Origin of the sequence: Moorena bouillonii PNG, assembly GCF_001942495.1 — a bacterium.
GTDB lineage: Bacteria > Cyanobacteriota > Cyanobacteriia > Cyanobacteriales > Coleofasciculaceae > Moorena > Moorena bouillonii.
Map to the genome: position 1 here is coordinate 1,964,475 of NZ_MKZS01000001.1, position 22,343 is coordinate 1,986,817.

Below are 22,343 nucleotides of genomic sequence, written 5' to 3' on the forward strand. Positions count from 1 at the left end.
CGTTTTAACTTTATTGCCCTCGATTAAGCAAACATCGCGTCAATGATAGCGCGATAGCGTTCGGTGACTACAGGTCGTCGGATTTTAAAGGTTTGAGTCATCATGCCATTTTCCTGGGAAAACGGCTCTAGAATCAGCCTAAAGGTGCTAATACGGTCATCTGGCCGATAACCTGGGCGATTTTTGACTTCTCGGTTTAATTCAGTCCGGTATAAAGTCTGAACCTCTTTAAGATTTAAATCAACATCTGGAGCAAATACGTCAAGGGGAAGATTTTGACCCGCTGCCCACCCTTGTAAGGCATCTAAATTTGGTACTATTAAAGCACCCAATGCCTTTTGGTCTTGACCTAACAGGATAATCTGGTCAATGTAAGCACTACGCAAACAAGCATCTTCTATCGGTTGTGGCTCAATATTTTCCCCATTGGTGAGAACTATAGTATCTTTGGCTCTGCCAGTTAGGACTAAATCATTCTGGGGGGTAACCCAACCTAAATCCCCTGTATTAAACCACCGGTCTAGATCAATTGCCTTAGCAGTAGCTTCTGGTTTGTGATAATACTCCTGCATCACCTGTGGTCCTTTTACCATCACCAACCCTCGTTGACCTTGGGGTAAAGGCTGATGAGTCTTAGGGTCAACAATCCGGATTTGAGTGTCCGGTAAAGGTGGTCCAGCACTAAAACGCAGGTTACGATACGAACGCCTAGCATTAGTAACGGGAGAGGTTTCGGTTAACCCATAGCCTACTAGGACTTCGACACCAATAATCTCAAAGAAGTTATCCAAGTGCCGAGCTAAGGAACCCCCACCACTAACGACTTGCTTGATTTGTCCCCCAGTGGCTTCCCGGACTTTTTGATAAACTAGTTTATTAGCCAATTGATGAACCGGCCATAAATAGGAAGCTTGCACTGTGGCCAATAGTTTTTGGATAGGTGTTGGATTTAAATTATCTAAGGTCAACCCCTGAGCAAGCCGCCGTGCATCAATGTAGCGTTGACTGTACCCTAGCAGGTTTTGGACTAATTTCTGCTTACCTTCCGGTTGCTCACGAAACTGCTTTTGCACCCCCTCATAGATCGATTCCCACAGTCGCGGTACTCCGACCATAAAGTTAGGTTTGAAGGTTTTAAGGTCTTTTTTGACATGGCGCAGGTTGGTGTAAATCTGGGTGCAACCCTGAGATAATAGAAAATACTCCGCTGAGCGTTCGTAGGCGTGCCAGGTAGGCAGGATAGAAAGAACGCGATCGCCTTTTTCAATTTCTATTACTGTACCAAGGGTGTTGACCTGATGCAGGAGATTACCATGGCTCAGCATCACCCCTTTGGGTTTACCTGTGGTACCAGAGGTATATAGCAGAGTTGCCAAGGTTTCCCGGTTGTGGTTAGCTTTGGTAAGAGACCGAGATGCCCCGGCTTCCATGAGTTGAGTATAGTTAACAATTTGTCGGGATGATCCGGTCGATAGTGGTTGTTCTTCAGAAAGGAGAATCACTAATTTAATCGGTAGCCCATCCAAGCGATCGCCTAATTTTTCCAAAGTTTTGAGGTTTTCTAGCACTACAGCAGTGCTACCGCTATCTTCGAGAATATAAAGCAATTCCTGCCGTTCTGCTTGACCTGAGCGCACCACATTTACTGCTCCTGCAGTCATGATACCCTGATCGGCAACTAGCCATCGAGGAGAATTATCAGCAAATAACGCAATTCGGGTAGGAATACCCTTCTCATCCAGTGTTGGCTGGAAGCCTAGGGATTGTAATCCAGCCGCAAATTGCTCGATTTGCTCGTGCAACTGGGTATAGGTCAGGGTCGAAGCTGGAGCACCATGAGCTCCCACAGCGTGAGGGTCTTGCAGAGCAATGATTGACCCAAAGCGTTGGGCAGCAAGGGGCCAAATTTCTGGTATCGACTGTAGTGAAGAGTAATCAGCAACACGCCTGAGGTAAACTCTCTCTTGTTGTCTAAGGCGTTCTGCATACTGGTTTTTCGACATTCATCAACTCCCTGATTCCTTAGGTAGCTCTTTCTACCATACTCTTATGCTCAGAGGTGATTGGCAGTGTTGAGTGGACACTATAGTTTCTGTCTTAGATGAAGTCTGGTTAATCACTCGTAGAATAATCCACACTCACCAGAGTTACCAAAGTCCAATCTACTACTATAACTTGTCCCCACACCCGGTCACCCTACCCCCTACCCCCAATTGAAAGCTTCCCTGTAGCCTAAACCAATAATAAATAGCGGCTAGACATAGGCGAAGCCTTCTCGAAGATGACACAGTCCGCGCTTCGCTGACTAGATGATCAAAATAATCAACGGGGTTTTAAACCGGGATTTGGTATCAGAAGATACATGAATTTTGTAGCATTAAAGCTCAACTGAGGAACTATACTGGTTCAGAATTAGTTTTCAATTTCCACCCTACTATAAATAGCATTACCATCTTTGCCAAGTAAAGGATTCTGATGACCTATCTCGAAACAACTGCTGAATTTTATTCTGAAGTCGCCCAAACACCCCAAGTTGGTTTGTGTTGTGTCCAAAGTAGCCCCTTACAACTGCCAGGACTGAAAATTCCTCCACTGATGGCGGAGATGAATTATGGCTGCGGTACTACGGTACATCCCACAGAACTCAGCAATCAGCCAACTGTCCTCTATGTCGGTGTTGGTGGTGGCTTGGAGGCGTTACAATTTGCTTATTTTTCCCAACGTCCAGGGGGTGTGATTGCTGTTGAGCCAGTTCAGGCCATGCGGGAGGCGGCTACCCGTAACCTGAAGATTGCTGCTGAAGACAATTCCTGGTTTGACCAAAGTTTTGTGGAAATTCGGGAAGGGGATGCCTTTGCCCTACCGATGCCAGATGATTCTGTAGATGTGGTTGCTCAGAATTGCCTATTCAACATTTTTGAACCGGCTGACCTGATGAAGGCACTCAAAGAAGCCTATCGAGTTTTAAAACCAGGTGGACGACTGTTAATGAGTGACCCGATTGCAACTCGTCCGATTCCACCCCATCTACAGGAAGATGAGCGGCTACGAGCTATGTGTCTGTCTGGTGCGCTCACTTATCAATCCTATGTCCAACACTTGGTCAGGTCAGGTTTTGGTCAAGTAGAAATTCGAGCAAAGCGTCCCTATCGGCTTCTGGATTGCCAAAACTACAACCTCGAAGAACCCCTGCTGCTGGAAAGTCTGGATTCTGTTTCTTTCAAAGTTGTGATCCCAGAAGATGGACCATGCATTTTTACTGGCAAGACAGCAATTTACATGGGCGCGGAAGAATTTTTTGATGACAATGCGGGACACATCCTCTCCCGTGGTGTGCCAGCGGCTGTTTGTGATAAAACAGCCGCGAAATTAGCAAAGGTGAATCCAGAAGAAATCTTAGTCACTGATTCAACTTGGCACTATGTTGGTGGTGGTTGTTGTTAAAGGTGAAGGATTAAGTATGAAGTATGAAGTATGAAGTATGAAGTATGAAGTATGAAGTATGAATGCTGTTCATCTTTGGTTTCTTTAGTAGAGTAGGCTTAAAAATAAAAACCATGGATTTGTTGATCAACCAATCCATGGTCTAATTAAAGATTAGTAAATTACAAATCCTACTTTAGAAGTAATACTTCAGAGGATATCTGAAAAGTTTTTTGATACTGAATTTTGCCCCCCTAGCCCCCCAACTTTGGGGGGAACAAGAGTCAATTTGCTTCTAAAAGTCCCCCAAAATTGGGGGACCAACGGGGGCTTGGATGTAGCAAATGAGACTTCTCAGACAACCTCTCAGAAGTCATCCTTCAAAATTAATACTTCTAGCAATTACAAGTCAATAAAACTTATGATTAAAACAGACGTTTCAGCTGTTACACCGTTCCGTAATAAACTGCAAGCTCCCTTAAGTAAACACCCAATCACGGTTTTACAAATTAATCTGGGGAAGCGTTGTAATCTAGCTTGTACTCACTGCCATGTGGAAGCTGGTCCTAAACGAACTGAAGAACTTTCTCCAGAAATTTGTGACCAGCTTATTACGCTGATTCATCAGTTTCCTCAAATTAAGACGGTTGACTTGACTGGTGGTGCGCCAGAGATGAATTATGGCTTTAAGCCATTAGTTGAAGCAGCATACAAAACCGGAAAGGAGGTGATTGTTCGGTCAAATTTGACCATTTATTTTGAACCGGGATATGAGGATATACCTGACTATTTCGCTAAGCACCAATTACGAGTAGTGGCTTCTTTGCCTTGTTATTTGGAAGATAATGTAGATAAAATGCGCGGCAAAGGGGTTTACGATGATTCGATTCGGGCGATTCAATGGCTGAATCGATTGGGCTATGGGAGAAACCCCAAATTAATTATTGATTTGGTCTATAATCCTTCCTTGCCAAGGAGTGAAAAATTTTCTATGACTCCTAATCAGCTTAACTTGGAGAAGGATTATAAAATGTTCCTAAAAGAACATTTTGATATTAACTTCAACCAGCTATTTACAATTACCAATATCCCCGTTGGTAGAACAAAGTTTTATTTACAACGTACCAAGCTATATGCTCCCTATATGGCGTTTCTAGAAAATAGTTTCAATGCCAGTACGGTGCAGCATTTGATGTGTCGCAATGAACTGTCTATTGACTATCTGGGTAATGTCTACGATTGCGATTTTAATCAGATGGAAAATGTAGCAGCAACGTCTGACACTGGAGAAAGGTTGACAGTTAGTAAACTTCTCGAAGCAGGAAGTTTAGACATAATTGAGGAAATTCGCACCGCTTCCTATTGCTATGGCTGTACAGCAGGGTCTGGTTCCAGTTGTGGTGGTGCTTTGATTTGATCTAATCACAGTTTTTTTTTGATTATAATATGAATGGATTTTCATATCAATGATAATTCAACTGCTGAGAATAGCTGAATCATGAACTTAAAAAGTCCATCATCTCAAGCCTTCTGTGTCCGTAAGCTGAAAGTTTTAGCGGACAACACTCGTCTGACTGTTCTGGAAATCCTGATGGAAGGACCAAAACATGTTGGGGAGCTCAAGGCTGTGTTGGGAATAGAGCAAAGCCTGCTATCCCATCATCTCAGAGTTTTGCGGGATGAGGGATTTGTTAGGGCGACGCGAGATGGTAAGGCGGTGCTTTATCAGTGTTCGCTCAACATTCGGCAAGCCAATGGTAATAGAGCAATTGATTTGGGATGTTGTTGCCTATGTTTTGATTAACAAAGTGCTGAGTAAGTGCTCAGTTTTGAGTTGTCAGTGATATCAAGTCTGGCGGATTTTAAATTATTGATAAATTCGGCAATTATAACTGAGCAATTATAACTGAGCACTCTCATTATTTTATAGATAAGATGACTGACTGATGATTGATGAAAAATTTAACAACACTGGCATCAATGTCTATGGGTTTAGTAGCTTGCTTTTGGCTACAATCCTGTGCCCAATCTCCGGAAGTAGCTACCCAATCAACAGATCAGTTGCAGGGTAAGTTGGTTTTAACCGGTTCTAGTACAGTAGCCCCCCTGGCGTCGGAAATTGGCAAGCGTTTTGAATCAGAAAATCCTGGTGTACGGGTGGATGTGCAGACAGGAGGCTCGTCTCGCGGTATTGCAGATGCTCGCCAAGGAGTCGCTGATATTGGGATGGTGTCTCGTGACCTCAAGCAGAGCGAGAAAGATCTGCAAGGGTTTGCGATCGCTCGTGATGGGATTGGCATTATCGTCCATAAAACTAATCCGGTGCAATCCCTGAGTAATGAACAGATTGTGGATATCTATCAGGGCAAAATTGACAACTGGCAGGATGTGGGAGGCAAGAGGGCACCAATTACAGTAGTCAACAAAGCCGAGGGGCGCTCTACCTTGGAGTTATTTCTGAAGTACTTCCAGCTGAAAAATAGTGAGATTAAGGCAGATGTGGTGATTGGGGATAATGAGCAGGGGATTAAGACCGTGGCGGGTAATCCTAATGGGATTGGTTATGTCTCCATTGGCACAGCAGAATATAGCAGCAAACAGGATGTTCCGATTAAGTTACTGCCCGTTGCTGGAATAGCGGCAACCACAGAAAATGTTCAAAACGGCACATTTCCCCTATCTCGTTCCCTGACGTTAGTCACCAAAACTATTCCGGTTGGGTTAGATAAAGCATTTATTGAGTTTTCGCGATCGCAAAAGGTACAAGACATTGTTAAAGAGCAAAACTTTGTCCCCCTCTCGGAGTGATACTATCCTAATCTTGACCCTACAAGGCTGTGCTGTGGTGGCTGGTGCTATCGTGGTGCTGATTGTTGTGTTCCTAATCACGGAAGCCTTGCCAGTATTGGGACAAGTAGGATTACTCCCCTTTTTTACCGATCCATCCTGGCATCCTGCTGAGACTCTGTACAACTTCACCCCGATGCTTTGGGGCACCCTGTTGGTCACCGCTGGCGCGATGCTAGTAGCCACACCCCTGGGAATTCTATCTGCAGTCTTTTGTCAGTATTACGCGCCTTCATCCATTGCTGGACTCTATCGACGGCTAATTGAATTGTTGGCAGGGATGCCCTCAGTTGTTTACGGCTTCTGGGGTTTGGTGGAGCTAGTTCCCCTAATTGGACGCTTTCAGCCACCGGGAGCCAGTCTCCTAGCTGGAATTGCGATTCTGACCCTGATGATTTTGCCAACTATTGCTCTGACCGCAGACGCTAGCTTTGCGAAAGTCCCCCCAGAATACCTACAGGGAGCAGCAGCCCTGGGACTATCCCGCTGGGCAACAGTCCAAGGTGTTGTGTTTCCGGCTGCTAAGTCGGGGCTGTTTACTGGCTTGATTTTAGGAACAGGACGGGCGATTGGAGAAACTATGGCGGTGCTGATGGTGTGTGGCAATGTGGTGCAAACTCCCAAAAGCCTATTTGAGCCGATGCGAACTCTTACTGCCAATATCGCCTTGGAAATGGCTTACGCCATGGGCAATCACCGCTCAGCACTTTTTGTCAGTGGCTTGCTGCTGATGGCAATAATTTTGGTACTGGTAGCAATTGCAGAAATGATCAGCAAGGAAGGAATTTATGAGTAAGAACTTATATCAAGTCTGGTTGAATACCCATAATTAAGGAGAGGGTGGGGAGAGGGGGAGATAGGGACATAGGGACATAGGGACATAGGGAGATATTTATTAAGGGTAATTATCCTGACATGATATGAAAACGAAGCCACAACCGACAACCGACAACTTCCAACCTGCAACCGACAACTTCCAACCTGCAATCGACAACTTCCAAGTTTCAACAGTGATGATTTGGGCGATCGCACTGTTCGTAACTGCTGTATTCCTCTGGATTTTGAGTGATATAGTCTGGCACGGTGTCGGACAAATTAACTGGGAATTCCTGACTACTGCACCAAAGAATGCTGGACGGGAAGGAGGGATTGCTCCAATTCTGGTTTCCACTCTCCTAATTTTGGGTGTATGTATGACCGTTTCTGTTCCGATTGGAGTAGGTACAGCAATACTGCTAGCTGAGTTCACAGATACTAAGAGTATTTTCGGGCGTCTGGTTCGTCGTAGCTTAGATGTCCTGGCAGGGGTACCGTCGATTGTGTTTGGACTATTTGGCAATGCTTTTTTCTGCAAAACCCTAGGGCTAGGCTTTTCGATTTTGTCTGGGGGGTTGACATTAGCCTGTATGGTGTTGCCAATCCTAATTCGATCAACAGAGGAAGGGTTTCGCGCCGTTAGTGATGATTATCGACTTTCTGCCACTGCCCTTGGTTTATCCCGCACTACCACTCTCTGGAATTTGCTGTTACCAGCCGCAGCACCGGGACTAGTAGTGGGATTAGTGTTAGGGATAGGGCGAGCGATCGCTGAAACCGCAGCACTGATCTTTACTAGTGGTTATGTGGATCGGATGCCAGAGTCTTTGCTGGATTCTGGGCGATCGCTGTCGATTCATATTTTTGATTTGTCGATGAATGTAACAGGGGGAAATGCTAATGCTTATGCCTCAGCTTTAGTGTTGCTGATGTTGTTGTTGCTGATTAATAGTACAGCAGCATGGATCACTGACTATTGGTTGCATCGGAGAGTGGAGTCTGTTTGTAAGCATTCAGCTTTCAGCAATCAGCAATCAGCTTTTGAATAAAATAAGCTGATTGCTGATTGCTGACGGCTTATATCAGGTTCGGATAATTAGTTATAAAAAACTTTATCCCTTGAAACCTTACTCCTTTACTTCTGCCTTCTGCCTTCTGCCTTCTGCCTTACTTTTGCGTCTAGTATAATTATTCAACCGGACATGATATTACCTAATTACTAATTAAAAATTCACATTAACAATTTCCAAAAACAATGGTTAACCCTTTACAAACAAGAGAGCGATTACCGGTAAGCCAGTCTATAAGCGACCCATTGATTCAGACCGAGCGGCTATGTTTACATTATGGAACAAAACCGGCCTTTGCTGATGTATCGTTGCCAATTTATAAAGGTTCGATTACCGCACTAGTGGGACCGTCTGGTTGTGGAAAGACTAGTTTTTTAAGTTGCCTAAATCGCTTGACAGATTTGATTCCTAATGCTAAAGTTACCGGTAGGATTCGCATTGGTTCCCTAGATGTGCTGAGTCCTAGGATGGATGCGATCGCAAAGCGTGGTGCGATGGAGCTAATTGCACTTCGTCGTCGTGTTGGAATGATTTTCCAAAAGCCGAGTCCCTTCCCCTTCTCAATCTGGAAGAATCTGGCCTTTCCGTTGCGGGAACATGGTGTTAAAAACCGGGATAACATTGCTCAGCTCATAGAAACCGCACTCCGGGATGTTGGTTTGTGGGATGAAGTAAAAGACCGACTACACACTTCGGCTCTTGCTCTATCTGGTGGTCAAAAGCAGCGCCTTTGCATTGCCCGTGCCTTGGTTTTGCAACCGGAAGTACTCCTATTAGATGAACCCTGTAGTGCCCTCGATCCCATATCCAGCGGTGTGGTCGAAGATTTGATAGCTAGGCTCAGGGGACGCTACACCCTGGTGATTGTTACCCACAACCTAGCTCAAGCCAGACGCATTGCTGACTATACTGCCGTCTTCTGGGTAAAGGAAGCAGTGGGACGATTGATTGAATACGGCTGTGTCGAGCAGATTTTTGAATCACCTCAACAAGCCTTGACAGCTGCCTATGTGAATGGAATGAGAGGATAAAGCTGTGCTCTTCCCTGCTCCGAATTCCCGTAAGCATATGCGCTACGCGCACGCTGCGCGAACAGCGGTCAGCCGTCAGTGGTCAGCCGTTGGCCGTTGGCCACGCTACGCGAACAGCTTATTTTATTCAAAAGCTGATAGCTGATAGCTGATAGCTGATAGCTGATAGTTGATAGCTGATAGCTGATAGCTGATAGCTGATAGCTGATAGCTTACGATTGGGCGTTGCTGATTCTGAGTATGGTTTCGCCCCCCTAGCCCCCCAATTCTGGGGGGAACAAAACTATCAAAGTCCCCCAAAGTTGGGGGATTTAGGGGGCTGCAAGAAAATCAGATAATCGCCCTTCATTCCTTAATTCAGCAACGCCTACGATTGTTCCTAATTCATACTGGTGTCAGGCAACCAGTTAAGTTCCTTTCTCATATAAACATGGAGCTGATTAATCTCCTCGTTTTCCAGGATTTCTAATATGGCTAGATTCAAGTTGCTCTGGACATCATAGTAGAGCTTGGGCTCAATCACAAATACCCTAATTTTAATCACACGAGCATTCTGTTCAAGGCGGGAAAATACAACTACCATTTTCTGCTTGTTCACGGCATCGATAGTCGGAATTTTTTCTTTAATAGCCTGACAAATTCGCCTAGTTTGCTTGGCCGAAATCCCATCAATTTTCAGATTTAAATTTATGCCCCACTGAACTGTCTCGCCAGTCTTATCTGACCAATTTGCAAAAATTCCAGAAATCATTTTAGAATTGGGAAGTTTTTTGGTATAACCCCACTCAGTAATAAGAAGCCTTGTACTTCTCAGACCAATATTGAGTATCTTTACCCTACCACTTACTCCGTCCAATACTATCACGTCACCGGGTTTATAGAGACCATCAGCGTAGATAACCACTGTACAAAACCAATCATAAACAATGTCTTTTAATAACAAACCTAAGGCGACACCTGCGCCACCGAGTAGACCGATCAGTGCACCGGCAGATGACCCCAACAAAATTTCACTGGCTTTAATAGCGGCAATCACGATTGCTGCGATCTGAAAAAGCTTTGGGAAGTAGGGAACTAACAAATCGTCTAGTTCAGTGTCAGTGTTTGCCGCTAATCCGGCTAGAAGCTCCCCCAGTAGTGGAGCAGCACGGTAAAGAATATAAGTGGCAATGAACAGAATGCTCATAAACAGAATCTCGGGGATTTTCTGATTCTGTTCAGGAGTAAGATGGGTGGCCACAACTAGATGTACTAGCCATAGTCCAGCGATCCAAATTAGCCAGCCTAATGGTGCCCTAAGAATCCTAATTAACTCATCGTCTAGGGTGGTTTCTGTACCGCTAGTTATCAGCTCGAGTCTGTGAATGATTATTGAAGTGAACAAGCCTCGCAATATATGGGTGAAGAGGAGGATGAGCACCACAATAACTATCGTGGTAACAGGAATGTTGGGGAGCTGGAAGTCGGACTCAAAGATCTTTTCTTTGATTAGGTTGATTCTATTGTTGAATGTACTCTTAAGGTTTTCCATGGTTTCAACCAAAATACAGTAACATAGATCGACCTGTGCCTAGCTAAATGGCAAGTCGATGGCAAATCGATTGGCAAAACGATTTTACTATAAGTTGCGAATTTAGGGAATCATGCTAGGTATGGAAAAAACATGATTGACACCAATTGCCCGTTTGGGCAGCACCCTAGGAGCTAGTTTGAAAGGTTTACTATCTGGGGTGCATCTGATATTTGTAAAAAAGAAGGGGCCCGGGCGCGGGGAGTGTCCGGCCTGGGCGCAGGAATTTTATTAGAATTTTTGCCTAATTTCAAAGGTGCGCTCTTACCATTAAGAATTAAATTCGCGCTTTGGTGGGCTTTCCAATGGGCGAGTAAATCGCCCTTGGGTCGCACCTTGAGGCAAAGCCGACGCGGGGCGCGAACGGGCGCGCACCTAAAAGCGATGCATCTTCGAAGGGAGCCAGTGCTGCATGCCTTGTTCAAAGCATTGCTAAGATTTAGATATCATCTCACTAACTAAACTTCCCTTCATCTGTTTGTAGTCTTCAAGTTGCTTTTCCAGCTCAATATGCAGGTGATCAATCTCCTCTTTTTCCAGGATTTCTAAGATGGCTATATTCAAGCCTTGATTGGCATCATAGTATAGGTCGGGATCAATCACAAATACCCTAATCATAATCACACGAGCATTCTCTTCAATTTTGGAAAAGACAACTGCAAATTTCTGCTTGTGCAAGCCATCGATAGTCGGAATTTTTTCTTTAATAGCCTGACAAATTCGGGGAGTTTGCTTCGCCGAAATTCCATCAATTTTAAGATTGAAATTTATACCCCACTCAAATCTCTCGCCAATCTTCTGTGACCAATTTTCCACAACGCCAGCAATCATTTTAGAATTGGGAACTTTTTTGATAGAACCCCACTCAGTAAGGCGAAGTGTTGTACTTCTGAGACCAATACTGACGATCTGAACAAAACCATTTACGCCGTCCACTCCTACCCAGTCACCAGGTTTATAGAGACCATCAGCGTAGATAATCACCGTACAACACCAGTCATAGATAATGTCTTTGAATAACAAACCTAAGGCGACACCGGCACCACCCAGTAGACCGATCAGTGCACCAGCAGATGCCCCCAACAAAATCTCACTGGCTTTAATGGTCGCAATCAGCACTGCTGCGATCTGAAAAAGCCTTGGGAAGTAGGGCACGAACAAATCGTCGAGTTCAGTTTCAGTGTTGGTTGCCAATCCGGCTAGCAGCTCTCCCAGTAGTGGAGCAGCACGGTAAAGAATATAGGTGGCAATGAACAGAGCAGTCACAAACAGAATTTCGGGGATTTTCTGATTCTGTTCAGGAGTAAGATGGGTGGCCACAACTAGATGTACTACCCATAGTCCAGCCAGCCAAATTAGCCAGCCTAATGGTCGCCGAAGAATCTTAATGAACTCATCATCTAGGGTAGTTTCTGTACCGCTAGTGAGACGCTCGATTCTGTTAATGATTATGGCAGTGAACAAGCCTCGCAATATCTGGGTGAGCAAGAGGATGAGCACCACAATAACTATCGTGGACAGAGGGATGTTGGCGAGTTTGAAGTCGGTATCAAAGATCCTTTCTTTGATTACGTTGATTGTATTGTTGAATGTACTCTTAAGGTTTTCCATAGTTTTGAGCAAAATGCAACAGCATAGATCGACCTCTGCCTAGTTAAATGGCAAGTCGATGACAAGTCGATGGCAAGTCGATTGGTGAAATTATTTTACTATAAGTTGCTAATTTACTCAATAGTGCTGGGTATACAATTGGGATTGTGATCCGCAAACAGGATTGAGAGCGATTGCCGGTTTCCACAGCACCCTACGAGCCAGTTTGAAACGTTTATTATCCGTTTGTAGGAAAACTATTCGGTCAATCAACGCTGGAATTTACCGAAAAGTATTAGCTAGTAAAAGACGGCGGAAATACCGACTGCATCAAGACATGGATGTTGAATTCCGCAAAGGATTACTAGCTATTGGTTTGTTTAGCGATCGCGAATCAACTGCAATCAATCAACTGCCCAGTTTGGGTTGATTAGAGCCATGGACTTGTAGAATCAAAGGTCCTGTGCCCATAGTTTCCAGGGTCGTGCCAGGAGCTGATGCCAAGATCTCGAATAGCGACGGGTGCGCCGACCTGAAGGGCTTCCCCCCACTCGCGCTTTGCATCAAGACAAGCATCAAGACAACCCAGTTACTCCTGCTTGGCCAGACTTGTCAACCCAACTTGTAAACAATTAATTACCTATAAACTGCTAGTTTAACTTGAAACTAAAACTTGATCATGTGGTAGACCTCCCAGGCTGACTAGTCTATAGTCATCTGCTAAAGACGGAGATCATATTAGCATGTTGACTTGTGATCTGGGTACCCCATTTCTGAGATTCATCTAATTTATCTTGTAGAGATGGACAAAACAATAGCATATTAACTTGTTCTATGCCTAGCCCATCTCCCCATCTCCCCATTTCCCCATCTCCCCATTTCCCCATCTCCCCATTTCCCCATTTCCCCATCTCCCCATCTCCCCACACTCTTAATCATGGGTATTCAACCGGAGTTGATAATACAAGGGTAAGCTGACCAGATCCGGAAAAATTGTCGATAAGTTTCCGGATTTTCATTTTGCCAAAAGAAAAAGATAGTGGACCACTTTAAGTCAGGATTCCATAGTCATGGTTCACAAATTCATTTTCCAAGGTTCAGCTTACCTGTTGTCAGCATCCGTGATGTGGCAAATGCTTCCCGCAAAAGCCGGAATAGTACCTCGGAAGCATGACAATAGCAATGTTAGCACCTTCGAGATTGCTGGATTATTCGATGAGCTCCGCGAAATCCGTCGAGATGTTCGAGAGGTAACCAATACCATTCGTGAAGGCAGGCGTATAATCCAAGGCACACGCACCATGGTTGATGAGTTTGATCAACTGGGCGACGACCTCAACTCTGGACGAGTGGCACAGTCTTCTAACAATAATCCTTGTCGCAAAAATCGGTCTCAGAAATCGGTTGCTATCAATGAGCAGGTGATTTGTACCAAAGACGGAGCCTATGAGTTAAGTCAGGAATTGCGTAAGGTACTGATGATGACACAAACTCGAAACCTATATATTGATGAGTTTTATGGCACGTTTTTGGACAAAGTCTTTAATCGTCCTGTTGAGTTTATGTTCGAGAATAAGGAGGAGATGACCTTAGAGAATCTTACGAAGGTGCTTGCTCTCTATGATCAGAAACGGTGGGATTATAGCAAAATCACACAGATTCTTTTCTCTCCATCTACTAGTAAGGCTACTTTGATGTTTGGAAAACGCACCGAACCGGAAATTGTATCTGTCCCTGATTCCCTTGGTGAGTTTTCAGATTCCGTATTTAAAATAAAATCTAAGTCTCCATTGAATCAAGAATAACTTGACAGCAATTATAGCAGTTCTAAATTGGATGAGTTACTTCGTCACCGAATTTAGAACTGCTATAGCATTTACAAAGATGTCATGAACAATCTTGCTGATTTATCATAACATCAAAAAATAGTTATATCTCTTTACTACTGTTCCCTGTTCCCTGTTCCCTGTTCCCTTTTTCCATCAATCCTATGTTTAGATCTCCAATAAAAACACTATAGCCTTAATCACTAAAACTAATTTGTGGTCCTTTTGGTACAATACCAGAGGGATTAATAAAGGGATGACTCTTATAATAATGCTGCTTAATGTGGTCAATATTACAGGTTTCCTTTACCCCTGGCTGATGATAAAGGTCTTTGAGATAATTCCACAAATTGGGATAATCGAAAATTCGTTGCCAATTACATTTGAAATGGACGTAGTAAACTGAGTCAAAACGTAGCAGAGTGGTAAACATACACCAATCAGCTTCGGTAATGCGATCGCCACAGAGATAACGTTGTTTACCTAACACCCCTTCCCAATAGTTAAGGGCATCAAATAGTTCAGTTACTCCTTCTTCATAGGCTTGCTGAGTAGTAGCGAATCCGGCTCGATACACACCATTATTAATAGGTTGGTAAATGGCATCAATGGTTTTATCAATCTCTTCCCGTAAATTCTCCGGATAAAAGCTGATATCCGACTGAGCAATCCCGTCGAACTCTAGGTCAAACATCCGAATAATTTCACGGGATTCATTATTAACAATCGTGCCAGTTTCCTTATCCCAAAGTACTGGAACTGTCACCCGTCCGGTACAGTTAGGGTCAGCTTTGATATAAACTTCCCGCAGATAGCGAGCACCATTCACTGTATCAGGGATACAACCAGGCCCATCGGAAAATTCCCATCCATCTTTATCCATCAATGGGTCAACAATGGACAGGGTAATTGCTTGCTCCAATCCCTTTAAGGCTCGCATAATCAGAGTGCGGTGCGCCCAGGGACAAGCATAGGAAACATAGAGATGGTAGCGTCCAGAGGCTGGTTTATAGTCTGTGGAGCCATCAGCACGAATCCAATTACGGAACTTGGTGGGATTACGCATGAATCGCCCTTGGGGGTCTTGCTGATAGGCTTCGTTAGTCCATTGCCCGTTAAGGAGCATCCCTGTTGCCATAGTTTTCCTGTGATGGTATTTTTTTCATACTATCTATCGGTGAGGGAGTAGGGAGTAGGGAGTCGGGAGTGCATCGCTTAAAACCCTCTTTGCTTTTGGCTTTTGGCTTTCTCGGCATTGCTGAATCTTTGGATAAATATGAGTGGGGTAGGTATCCTGCCTGCCGGAAATTGTAACGGGCAAGACGCCCGTTCCACGCCGGATGCCCGTTCCATGCCGGATGCCCGTTCCATGCCTGATGCCCATTCCACTGCCCTGCTTGCACACCTGAGAATTTTTTTTGTATAGGGGCAAAAAAAGACCTGACGACTGGACTTAGAGAGGGTAATAAATTAGGGGATTACCTTTCCCAAGTAATAACAGGACTTATACAAGCACATTAGGTGAGTATATAAAGTCACTGAAAACCTCTATGTTACATTTATCCCTAGTTAGCAATTATGAAGCTAAAGCAGATACTTAATCAATTAAAATTTTCTAGCTTTTGGTCAAAAAAAGTTTCTGATAAAGATATTTATAAAATAGCTTTAAAACTTTATAATAACCGTAAATTAATAGAAGGCATATCTGATGAAAAACATGATTGGGATAAAGCTCAAACAAAAGATAAAACTATTTTAACTAATCCTTTAAAATTATTATTATTTAGATGTAATCAGCCTTTGATTAGTATAGAAAAAAAATTTTTATAACCGGTTTTATATTATCTCCAGAAGTTAGCACTAATAGAAATTTTAGGACTAGTCGGTAATATATCTCTACTTGTGGGTGTAATTGTCTTTATCGCTGGTGAGGAGGATAGACGAAATAGTGAAATTTATCAAGCATGGCAAGTAATTACAGCAGCTCACAACCAAGCTGGCAGTGGCGGTAGAATACAAGCTCTGGAGTTCCTAAACTCAGAACCAAGACGTAATCCCTGGTTTTGGTTAACCTGGAATCGAGAAAGTTTAAAAGGTTTAGAAACTCCAAAAGCTTATTTAAGAAAAGTTAAACTCTCTAATGCTGACCTAGTTAAAGCTAATTTACAGGGAGCTGATTTACAGGAAGCTAATTTACAGGGAGCTGATTTACAGGAAGCTAATTTACAGGGAGCTAATTTACAGGAAGCTAATTTACAGGAAGCTGATTTACAGGAAGCTAATTTACAGGAAGCTGATTTACAGGAAGCTGATTTACAGGAAGCTGATTTACGGAAAGCTAATTTACAGAAAGCTGATTTACAGGAAGCTGATTTACCGCTAGCTAATTTACAGAAAGCTAATTTACAGAAAGCTGATTTACAGGAAGCTGATTTACAGAAAGCTGATTTACAGGAAGCTTATTTACAGGAAGCTGATTTACGGAAAGCTAATTTACAGGAAGCTGATTTACCGCTAGCTGATTTACAGGGAGCTTATTTACAGGAAGCTGATTTACGGAAAGCTAATTTACAGGAAGCTGATTTACCGCTAGCTGATTTACAGGGAGCTTATTTACAGGAAGCTGATTTACGGAAAGCTAATTTACAGGAAGCTGATTTACCGCTAGCTGATTTACAGGGAGCTTATTTACAGGAAGCTGATTTACGGAAAGCTAATTTACAGGAAGCTGATTTACCGCTAGCTGATTTACGGGGAGCTTATTTACAGGAAGCTTATTTATACAAAGCTAATTTACAGGAAGCTAATTTATGGGAAGCTAATTTACAAAAATCTAATTTACAAAAATCTAATTTACAGGAAACTAATTTACAGGAAGCTAATTTATGGGAAGCTAATTTACAGGAAACTAATTTATGGGAAGCTGATTTACAGGAAACTAATTTATGGGAAGCTAATTTACGAGGAGCTGATTTACGGGGAGCTAATTTACGGAGAGCTAATTTACGGAGAGCTGATTTACGGGGAGCTAATTTACAGGGAGCCAATTTACAGGGAGCTGATTTACAGGGAGCTGATTTACGGGGAGCTGATTTACAGGGAGCTGATTTACGGGGAGCTTATTTATGGAAAGCTCGTTTATGGGAAGCTAATTTAAAAAATGCACTTTATTCAGACAAAAACACATTGGAAGCTATGTGTAAAAAAAATTACATTAACTATTATTGTACCACCATATTTCCTGAAAATTTTGACCCTAAAACTAGAGGTATGAAACTAATAAGAGATTTAAAAGATATACCTAACTAATACAACTATTTGATAAGGAGGTCAACGCAACTTTCCCCATTGGAGTTTATGAGGTAGGCACCTGGGGGTTTTTCTGGAGTGCTGTCCAGCTTGTTTGGGATTATTTCAATCGCAGGTCAAGACCAAGAGGGAGTAGGGAGATAGGGAAATGGGGAGAGCTGACCAACTCCTATCCTCCCAAAATATCAGGAACGGGCAAGATGCCCATTCCACCAACATGCCCATTCCAGAAAACTCTTAAAATTATTCCATTATTAAGCAACGCCCCTTTTTCCCTAAGAAAGCTTGGTCAGGAATTCTAAAAATGTTTTAGTTCTTGGTGTTAAGAGAGTGCGGCGATAGGCATCTGCCGCTTTTTTAATTCCTTCTGCTTGAGTTGGATAGGGATGAATTACGCTGGAAAGCTTACTCAAACCAATCTTATGGACAATTGCTGTAGTCACCTCAGAAATCATTTCCCCTGCATGAGTTGCCACAATAGTTGCTCCCAGGATTTGATCTGACCCCTTCTTATGGTAAATTTTAACAAATCCCTCTTCTTCCCCATCTGCGATCGCTCGGTCTACAGTACTAAAGGGAATTTTAATCGTATTAACATTAAACCCTTTCGCTTGAGCTTCATCCTCATACATCCCCACATGGGCAATTTCTGGATCAGTATAGGTTGCCCAAGGCATCACCAAGTTACTCAGCTTATATTTACCGAAGCCAAAGGGAGAAAATAGAGTATTCTTAATCACAATCCGTGCGGCTGAATCCGCTGCATGGGTAAACTTCCAGTCCATGCAAATATCACCAGCAGCATAAATTTTGGGATTGGTAGTTTCAAGGTAATCATTCACCTTTACTCCTTTACGCTGGTCATACTCTACCCCGACCAATTCCAAATTTAACCCTTCCACATTGGGCGCACGTCCAGCACCGATCAAAATTTCATCTACTGTGACCGACTCTTCCAAACCAGTGCAGCTATTGAAGTGTAATGTCTTACCTGCCTCTGTCTTCTCGACCCGGTTCAATTTGGCACCCAGGACTAAACGGATACCTTCTTTTAAAAAGACTTTTTGAACAATATCAGCGGCGTCAGCATCCTCTTTATTTAAAATGTGAGAACCGCGATGGAACAGCACTACTTCACAACCTAAACGGCGGAAAGACTGAGCTAATTCACAGCCAATGGGACCGCCACCAATAACAGCTAATCGATTGGGACGTTCTGTCAGAGAAAATACCGTTTCATTGGTGAGATACCCCGCCTCTTCCATGCCCTCAACTCGGGGTCGCACTGCTCTTGCTCCTGTAGCAATTACTGCTTTCTTAAACTTGAGGGTAGTATCGTTTACTTCAATGGTATCATCACCGGTAAACCGACCATTTCCTAAAAATATATCAATACCATAGGTATCTTTGAAGCGTTGAGCAGAATCGTGATGGCTAATCCCTGCCCGTAGCCGACGCATTCGTTCCATCACTGCGGGGAAGTCTACTTCAATATTATCTGGAACTTTAACCCCAAAGGCTGCCGCATTGCGCATCTCAGCCACTACCCGAGATGACCGAATCAAACACTTGGAGGGGACACAACCTACATTTAAACAATCCCCACCCATCAAATGCCGTTCAATCAACGCCACCTTCAAACCAACACCAATACCTGCTGCACCTGCTGCTGTAACTAATCCAGCTGTACCAGCACCAATGACCACCAGGTCATAACAATCAACAGGTTTCGGATTAACCCAATCCCCTGGATGAACATAGTTAACCAACCTCTGGTTATACTCATCCATGGGTGGAACAATAACTCTTTGATATTGAGAACTTGACATTTATAATAACTCCTTTGATAGTTCAAAATTAAATTATTTTTTTAGGGAGCAGGGAGCAGGGAGCAGGGAGCAGGGAGTAGGGAGTAGGGAGTAGGGAGTAGGGAATCGGGAGTAGGGAATCGGGAATCGGGAATCGGGAACAAAAATTTACGGATCTCTATAACCTTTAACCTTCTAACCTTTAACCTTAAACTTCCTAACCTTTAACCTTGGCCTTTGGCCACGCTACGCGAACAACCTTAAACTTCCTAACCTTTAACCTTTAACTTCCTAACCTTGGCCTTTGGCCACGCTACGCGAACAACCTCCTAACTTTCAACCTCCTAACTTTCAACTTGCAACCTTCAACCTTTAACCTTTAACCTTCTAAACTGTCTCTTTGGAAACGCTTTTGTCTAAAGCTTTCTTAGCTACATTAGTGACATAAAGTGTGACCGCAACAGTAGCGATAAAACCAATAATCCGAATTGCCCACTGGACAGTCGGATTGGTGGGTGCGTCACCACCACCGATCATGGCCAGGTCTCCAGCCAGAGAACCGATGTAAACGTACATGACTGTTCCTGGAATCATGCCAATGGAGCCTAAGACGTAGTCTTTCAGAGAAACCCCAGTTAGACCATAGGCATAGTTTAAGAGGTTGAAGGGAAATACAGGAGAGAGTCGAGTCAACAGCACTATTTTGAATCCTTCCTGACCTACTGCTTCATCAATGGCACTAAACTTGTCATTGCCAGCAATTTTTTGAGCAATCCAGTCCCTAGCTAGATAACGCCCAACCAGAAAAGCAGCCGTGGCTCCGATAGTGGCTCCGATGAACACATAGATTGAGCCTAAGACAACACCAAATACTACCCCAGCCCCTAGGGTAAGGATAGACCCAGGCAAAAATGCTACGGCAGCAATGATATAGATTGCGATAAATGCGATCGCTCCGATGGGTCCTAGACTATCAATCCACTGCAAAGCATTGCGCAATATTTCTTGGGGATTGAATCCTCCACTACTAGCGGATTCCTGTGCCAAACTAGGCTCAGCATGTACCACCAGTACCATCACCATTGCCAGTAATGTTAATGAAACTAACTTTAAACCCTTCATGACCTTTCGGGGATGAGATTGACTGCTTCTTCTTGTACTTATCATGAGTTGGGACCGTTGCAATTCAACTTGAGACATAGTAATCAAATTATCTACAGATCTGGTTATCTAAAATGGCTTGTTTGGTGATGAAATTAACAAAAGTGTATAAGTTTATAGGTAAGCTATCAGCTAATGCGCTACTTGAGATGCTACTTGAGGTGCTATCAGCTTATCCCCTACATTGGTTTAATCTCTGTTACCTCAGCTGACGGCTGACTTCTGACCGCTGACGGCTGACGGCTGACGGCTGAGGCCAGTTATGGATTCAGCCTTGAGCCTAGGGCGATCAGCTTTCTAGAGAGTGGCCAACAAACAATTGCAGTATCAATTGCTTGTTGATGATCATCATACAATAGTTTTTAGGAGCTAAAGCTAGTTAAAATAATTTAAATTTAATAAGAATTATTTTGGTATATTTTCATGTTAAATTTAGCTGATACTCAGCAAAAAATCAGGTTTATTAATATAGCTGATATTAACTATAAAAAATTAGATTATAGATTAATTTTGTGACAAAGTAACAGCAGCTATAAAAACAGTTGTTTTTAAGTTATAGCAAAAATTAACTAGTTCAGCTAAATTAAAGCTAAATTTAAAGTTATGGGGGGTATAAGTCACAATCCTATTAGATACTGATGATAGTCAGGAGTTGCCCAGTAAATCTACATAGCTGTAGCAGTTTTTATTAATGCATCCTAGTAGTTATAGGGTTGGTTGACAAGTTTTGCCTAAGAGGATATCTGAAAAGTTTTTTGATACTGAATTTTGCCCCCCTAGCCCCCCAACTTTGGGGGGAACAAGAGTCCATTTGCTTCTAAAAGTCCCCCAAAATTGGGGGACCAACGGGGGCTTGGATGTAGCAAATGAGACTTCTCAGACAACCTCTAAGTCCTGTAGCTGTGAAAACCTTTCCTTAGCAGGATTATTACAGAAGGATACTAAGGGATTGAGGAAACAAAAAAAAATAGTTTTTTTTAATAAAATTTTACTCGATTGGATTGCAAAACTAAAAAAATACTGCTATACTTTCCGTAAAAGCTTGATTTACAAGACATGCAACTGACAACCATGAATCTTAAATCTGCTCAAGAAGACCATATTAATTGGATAAAAACTCAGCTAGAACAAACCCAGCGAGAACTTACTGAAGCAGAAGCAAACCTGGTTGAGGTAAAGGCTTTAGTGGAGCAAAAACGGGCAAACGTTGCCTATTATCAGAATAAGCTTGAAGCCGAACTATCCAGCAACGATATTGCAGCGGAAAACGATATTGCAGCGGAAAACGATATTGCAGCGGAAAACGATATTGCAGCGGAAATATCGAGTGCTTTCCGGGAACTTGAGGTTAATGCTAATCATTTATCTGAACAAGCTCCCACTGTGAATTCAAGTGGCAATGTCGGTCAAGTAACTTTTGTTGATGAGGAATTAGAAGAGGAATCCTTTGAAGAAAACCAAAGGGAAAACCAAGACGATGAGGAGGGTAACAAGCGCAATCCCAGAGATATGTTATATCCAGAATTTAGAGGTAAAACATTCGGGGAAGCGGTAGAGATTATCTTAGATAAATTCGCGGCTCCGGTTAACCGAAAACAGATTGCCAGCAGACTCTTTGATGCCAAATCTGAGCATGAACAACTCCGTGCTACAAACTCCTTAGCTAACCAATTGCATCAAGGTGTAAAAGAAGGGAGATGGAAGAAAGTGGGACGAGGTCTTTTTGCTTCTAATTCTTTCCAGGAGCAAGTAAGTGATGAAATTAATAACTAAAATTAATAACTAAGAGTTTTAGGTTCAGATCTCTTTTGCCTGGAAAATGCTCTCATATCAGGAGTGATCGAAATCGAAACCGTACTTGACCCAATTAACCCATAAAAAAGCTGATTCGC

General features: G+C 43.1%; 21 protein-coding genes. 13 read left to right on the plus strand and 8 right to left on the minus strand.

Features of this window, described 5'->3' with window-relative positions:
• Positions 1–23: 23 nt before the first annotated feature.
• Complete coding sequence (locus BJP37_RS08140) at positions 24–2,003, minus strand: AMP-dependent synthetase/ligase (protein ID WP_075897884.1); 1,980 nt, start codon at positions 2,001–2,003, stop codon at positions 24–26.
• Positions 2,004–2,475: 472 nt separating this feature from the next.
• Here BJP37_RS08140 and arsM point away from each other — a divergent pair, with 472 nt between their 5' ends.
• The 8 genes from arsM (at position 2,476) to BJP37_RS38775 (ending at position 9,332) form a co-directional block, all read left to right on the plus strand.
• Positions 2,476–3,444 carry an arsenosugar biosynthesis arsenite methyltransferase ArsM gene (arsM, locus tag BJP37_RS08145; RefSeq protein WP_075897886.1) on the plus strand — a complete coding sequence of 323 codons (969 nt, stop codon included), beginning with the start codon at positions 2,476–2,478 and terminating at the stop codon, positions 3,442–3,444.
• 400 nt (positions 3,445–3,844) lie between these two features.
• Positions 3,845–4,840 (plus strand): arsenosugar biosynthesis radical SAM (seleno)protein ArsS, encoded by a 996-nt coding sequence (arsS, locus tag BJP37_RS08150; RefSeq protein ID WP_075905877.1) that lies wholly within the window; start codon positions 3,845–3,847, stop codon positions 4,838–4,840.
• 81 nt (positions 4,841–4,921) lie between these two features.
• Entirely contained in the window at positions 4,922–5,227 is a 306-nt protein-coding gene (locus BJP37_RS08155; RefSeq protein ID WP_075897888.1) for an ArsR/SmtB family transcription factor, read from the plus strand.
• A 149-nt stretch (positions 5,228–5,376) separates the two neighbouring features.
• Positions 5,377–6,231: a phosphate ABC transporter substrate-binding protein gene (locus tag BJP37_RS08160; protein ID WP_229415242.1), complete on the plus strand. Its 855-nt coding sequence runs from the start codon at positions 5,377–5,379 to the stop codon at positions 6,229–6,231.
• On the plus strand, positions 6,212–7,066 hold the full coding sequence (gene pstC, locus BJP37_RS08165) for a phosphate ABC transporter permease subunit PstC (RefSeq protein ID WP_075897892.1): 855 nt from the start codon (positions 6,212–6,214) through the stop codon (positions 7,064–7,066). The genes BJP37_RS08160 and pstC overlap by 20 nt, the downstream gene beginning before the upstream one ends.
• 217 nt (positions 7,067–7,283) lie before the next feature.
• On the plus strand, positions 7,284–8,135 hold the full coding sequence (pstA, locus tag BJP37_RS08170) for a phosphate ABC transporter permease PstA (protein WP_438941527.1): 852 nt from the start codon (positions 7,284–7,286) through the stop codon (positions 8,133–8,135).
• 206 nt (positions 8,136–8,341) lie between these two features.
• The gene (locus BJP37_RS08175; protein WP_075897894.1) at positions 8,342–9,187 is read left to right on the plus strand and encodes a phosphate ABC transporter ATP-binding protein; all 846 of its coding nucleotides are present in this window, start codon (positions 8,342–8,344) and stop codon (positions 9,185–9,187) included.
• A 4-nt stretch (positions 9,188–9,191) separates the two neighbouring features.
• Positions 9,192–9,332 carry a hypothetical protein gene (locus tag BJP37_RS38775; RefSeq protein WP_158069485.1) on the plus strand — a complete coding sequence of 47 codons (141 nt, stop codon included), beginning with the start codon at positions 9,192–9,194 and terminating at the stop codon, positions 9,330–9,332.
• 234 nt (positions 9,333–9,566) lie between these two features.
• On the opposite strand, the gene BJP37_RS08180 is transcribed toward BJP37_RS38775, so the two are convergent.
• Positions 9,567–10,718 (minus strand): mechanosensitive ion channel domain-containing protein, encoded by a 1,152-nt coding sequence (locus tag BJP37_RS08180; RefSeq protein ID WP_075897896.1) that lies wholly within the window; start codon positions 10,716–10,718, stop codon positions 9,567–9,569.
• Between the two features lie 471 nt (positions 10,719–11,189).
• Entirely contained in the window at positions 11,190–12,368 is a 1,179-nt protein-coding gene (locus BJP37_RS08185) for a mechanosensitive ion channel family protein (protein WP_075897898.1), read from the minus strand.
• A gap of 163 nt (positions 12,369–12,531) precedes the next feature.
• On the opposite strand from BJP37_RS08185, the gene BJP37_RS35930 reads away from it, so the two are divergent.
• Positions 12,532–12,777: a hypothetical protein gene (locus tag BJP37_RS35930; protein ID WP_143727517.1), complete on the plus strand. Its 246-nt coding sequence runs from the start codon at positions 12,532–12,534 to the stop codon at positions 12,775–12,777.
• 283 nt (positions 12,778–13,060) lie between these two features.
• Here BJP37_RS35930 and BJP37_RS35935 read toward each other — a convergent pair whose 3' ends face one another.
• On the minus strand, positions 13,061–13,258 hold the full coding sequence (locus BJP37_RS35935; RefSeq protein WP_143727518.1) for a hypothetical protein: 198 nt from the start codon (positions 13,256–13,258) through the stop codon (positions 13,061–13,063).
• Between the two features lie 159 nt (positions 13,259–13,417).
• Here BJP37_RS35935 and BJP37_RS08190 point away from each other — a divergent pair, with 159 nt between their 5' ends.
• Positions 13,418–14,152 (plus strand): hypothetical protein, encoded by a 735-nt coding sequence (locus BJP37_RS08190; protein ID WP_075897900.1) that lies wholly within the window; start codon positions 13,418–13,420, stop codon positions 14,150–14,152.
• A gap of 217 nt (positions 14,153–14,369) precedes the next feature.
• On the opposite strand, the gene BJP37_RS08195 is transcribed toward BJP37_RS08190, so the two are convergent.
• Both BJP37_RS08195 and BJP37_RS40860 read right to left on the minus strand, forming a co-directional pair.
• Positions 14,370–15,311 (minus strand): glutathione S-transferase family protein, encoded by a 942-nt coding sequence (locus tag BJP37_RS08195; protein WP_075897902.1) that lies wholly within the window; start codon positions 15,309–15,311, stop codon positions 14,370–14,372.
• On the minus strand, positions 15,289–15,576 hold the full coding sequence (locus BJP37_RS40860; protein ID WP_143727519.1) for a hypothetical protein: 288 nt from the start codon (positions 15,574–15,576) through the stop codon (positions 15,289–15,291). Before BJP37_RS40860 ends, BJP37_RS08195 begins: the two co-directional genes overlap by 23 nt.
• Before the next feature lie 175 nt (positions 15,577–15,751).
• Between BJP37_RS40860 and BJP37_RS08200 the strand changes: the two genes are divergently transcribed.
• Positions 15,752–16,003, plus strand: coding sequence for a hypothetical protein (locus BJP37_RS08200; RefSeq protein WP_075897904.1), 252 nt, complete (start codon positions 15,752–15,754; stop codon positions 16,001–16,003).
• Positions 16,004–16,075: 72 nt separating this feature from the next.
• Positions 16,076–17,482, plus strand: coding sequence for a pentapeptide repeat-containing protein (locus BJP37_RS08205; RefSeq protein ID WP_075897906.1), 1,407 nt, complete (start codon positions 16,076–16,078; stop codon positions 17,480–17,482).
• Positions 17,483–17,757: 275 nt separating this feature from the next.
• On the opposite strand, the gene BJP37_RS08210 is transcribed toward BJP37_RS08205, so the two are convergent.
• Entirely contained in the window at positions 17,758–19,311 is a 1,554-nt protein-coding gene (locus BJP37_RS08210; RefSeq protein ID WP_075897908.1) for a mercuric reductase, read from the minus strand.
• Positions 19,312–19,677: 366 nt separating this feature from the next.
• Positions 19,678–20,412 (minus strand): TVP38/TMEM64 family protein, encoded by a 735-nt coding sequence (locus BJP37_RS08215; RefSeq protein WP_198953982.1) that lies wholly within the window; start codon positions 20,410–20,412, stop codon positions 19,678–19,680.
• 1,110 nt (positions 20,413–21,522) lie between these two features.
• On the opposite strand from BJP37_RS08215, the gene BJP37_RS08225 reads away from it, so the two are divergent.
• Positions 21,523–22,224: a hypothetical protein gene (locus tag BJP37_RS08225; RefSeq protein WP_143727521.1), complete on the plus strand. Its 702-nt coding sequence runs from the start codon at positions 21,523–21,525 to the stop codon at positions 22,222–22,224.
• The last annotated feature ends 119 nt before the right edge of the window (positions 22,225–22,343 follow it).